This window comes from Micromonospora phytophila (genome assembly GCF_023656545.1).
Lineage (GTDB): Bacteria > Actinomycetota > Actinomycetes > Mycobacteriales > Micromonosporaceae > Micromonospora > Micromonospora phytophila.
Genome location: NZ_JAMOKF010000550.1, coordinates 1 through 2,174, shown reverse-complemented (window position 1 = coordinate 2,174; position 2,174 = coordinate 1). Strand labels below are relative to the sequence as shown.

Genomic DNA, 2,174 nt, shown 5'->3' with positions numbered 1-2,174 from the left:
CTGGGCGCGTTCGAGACCGCCGGGACGCTCCCCGACGGCGTGCACGTGGCCGTACCCCGGCTGCCCATCGCCGAACGGGCGGCGGCCCTGCGCGCCGCCCTGCGCCGGCACGACGCCGCCGGCCGGACCTGCGACGACGACACCGCCACCGCCACCGGCGTCTTCGACCTGGCCCTGCCCGACCTCGACCTGGCCGCCCGCGACGTGGCCGACGGCGTGCCGCTGTGGCAGGCCTGCCGCGGCCGGTCCCGCAGCCGGTACGGCAGCCAGGCCCGGGTCGTGCAGCCCCGGGCCACCTGGGACGACCTGGTGCTGCCCGACACCCACGTGGCGCAGCTGCGCTCCCTCGTCGCCACCGTGCACCACCGCACCCGGGTGCTGCACGACTGGGGGTTCGCCGACCGGGTCAGCCGAGGGCTGGGCACGGCCGCCCTCTTCGCCGGCCCGAGCGGCACCGGCAAGACCCTCGCCGCCGAGGTGATCGCCGAGGAGCTGGGGCTGGACCTTGTCGTGGTCGACCTCAGCCAGGTGGTCAGCAAGTTCATCGGCGAGACCGAGAAGAACCTCAGCCGGGTCTTCGACGCCGCCGAGGACGGCGCGGCCGTGCTGCTCTTCGACGAGGCGGACACCCTGTTCGGCAAGCGGACCGAGGTGCGCGACAGCCACGACCGGTACGCCAACCTGGAGGTCGGCTACATGCTCCAGCGGATGGAGTCCTTCGCCGGGCTGGCCATCCTCACCACCAACGCCAAGTCCGCGCTGGACCAGGCGTTCCTGCGCCGGCTGCGGATCGTGGTGACGTTCCCGTACCCGGACCGGGCGGCCCGGGAGACGATGTGGCGCAAGGCGTTCCCGGCGCGGGTGCCGGTCGACGGGCTCGACCCGGGCCGGCTGGCCGCGGTGGACCTGCCCGGCGGCGGCATCGCGGCGGCGGCGCTGACCGCCGCGTACCTCGGCGCCGACTCCCAGCGGGTCACCGCCGAGCAGGTGACCACCGCGACCCGCTGGGAGCTGGCCAAGAACGGCCGCTCCCTCGGCGGCGGCCGCTGAGCGGTCAATCCACCAGGCTGTCCAGCCAGCCGGCGGGGGCCTCCAGGAATTCGAAGGAACCTTCGGAGAGTTCGCGCCGGATGGCCGCCATTTCCTGGCGGAAGGCCGGGCCGTGCAGGTCCTGCAGGCGCTCGCTGAGGGTGAACAGGTAGTCCTCCCGGTTGCCCGCGTGCAGATAGGTGGTGTGCGGGATGCCGGCGTCGAGATTGGCTCCCGAGCGCGTCCCGATCAACCAGACGCCGTTGTCCGCTCCGTTGGCGGCGACCCCCGCCTCCGTCGCCCGTTGACGCAACCAGTCCAGCCCCTCCCCGCCCTCGCTGGTCGGAATGACGTGGTGGGCGTGGTAACCCGGGCCCGGCGGAGGCCCGAGGGCCTGCCCGAGCGCCTCGGAGGCGCTGATGCTGCTGGTCGTCGGGTCGCGGAAGTCGGGCGCGTCGAGGTCCGGGTTGCCAGCCTCGTTCCAGCCCTCGTCCCGCGGTGTCAGGCCCGACTCCGCCTCGTCGCCGACGCCCCGGATCGTGGGCGCCTCCGCCTCGTCGAGCAGGGCGGTCGACTCGGCGACCGGCGAGCCCCTACTGGCGGCCCGGGCGGCCCGGTCGTTCAGCTCCTCACGCACCTCGGCGGCCAGGGCGGGGAATCCCTCCGGGTTGGCGGCCGCGGCGCGTTCCAGCTCCTCCCGGCTGATCCGCTGTCCGAGCCCGTCGGCCTCGGTCATCAGCCGGTCGATCTCGTCCGCGTGCGGGCCGCGCGGACCGGGCGGGCGCCCACCTCCGGGGCCACCTTCGTTGTCGAAGCGGCCGACGAGGGTGCCGGGGCTGGCGACCAGCTCGATGTCGTAGACGCCGGGCCCGACCGGGGTCGCGGTGAAGGTGTCGATCCACCGGTACCGCCGCTTGAGCACCATCAGCGAGGCCATCAGCACCGGCAGCGGACTGTCGACGACGTCGTTGACCGTCTCGATCGTCCGGGCCTCCGCCATCGCCAGGGGGAACTCCGCGGCCTTCAGGGCGTCGTCGCGCAGCGTCGGCACGCCGGGTTCGTCGGCGGCCCGGACCGCCCCCTCGCCCAGCTCGTCCGCCGGCTGGGCGACCGCCCGTTCGCCGGCCTCCTCGGCCCCCTCCCGG

General features: G+C 74.7%; 2 protein-coding genes. One reads left to right on the top strand and one right to left on the bottom strand.

Annotation, left to right across the window (positions count from 1 at the left end; all coding sequences use genetic code 11):
* On the top strand, positions 1-1,050 hold a 1,050-nt coding region (locus NCC78_RS31080; protein ID WP_250798994.1), incomplete at its 5' end, for an ATP-binding protein.
* A 4-nt stretch (positions 1,051-1,054) separates the two neighbouring features.
* Here the strand turns inward: NCC78_RS31080 and NCC78_RS31075 are convergent.
* The coding region (locus NCC78_RS31075; protein ID WP_250798992.1) for an AHH domain-containing protein at positions 1,055-2,174 on the bottom strand (1,120 nt) is incomplete at its 5' end.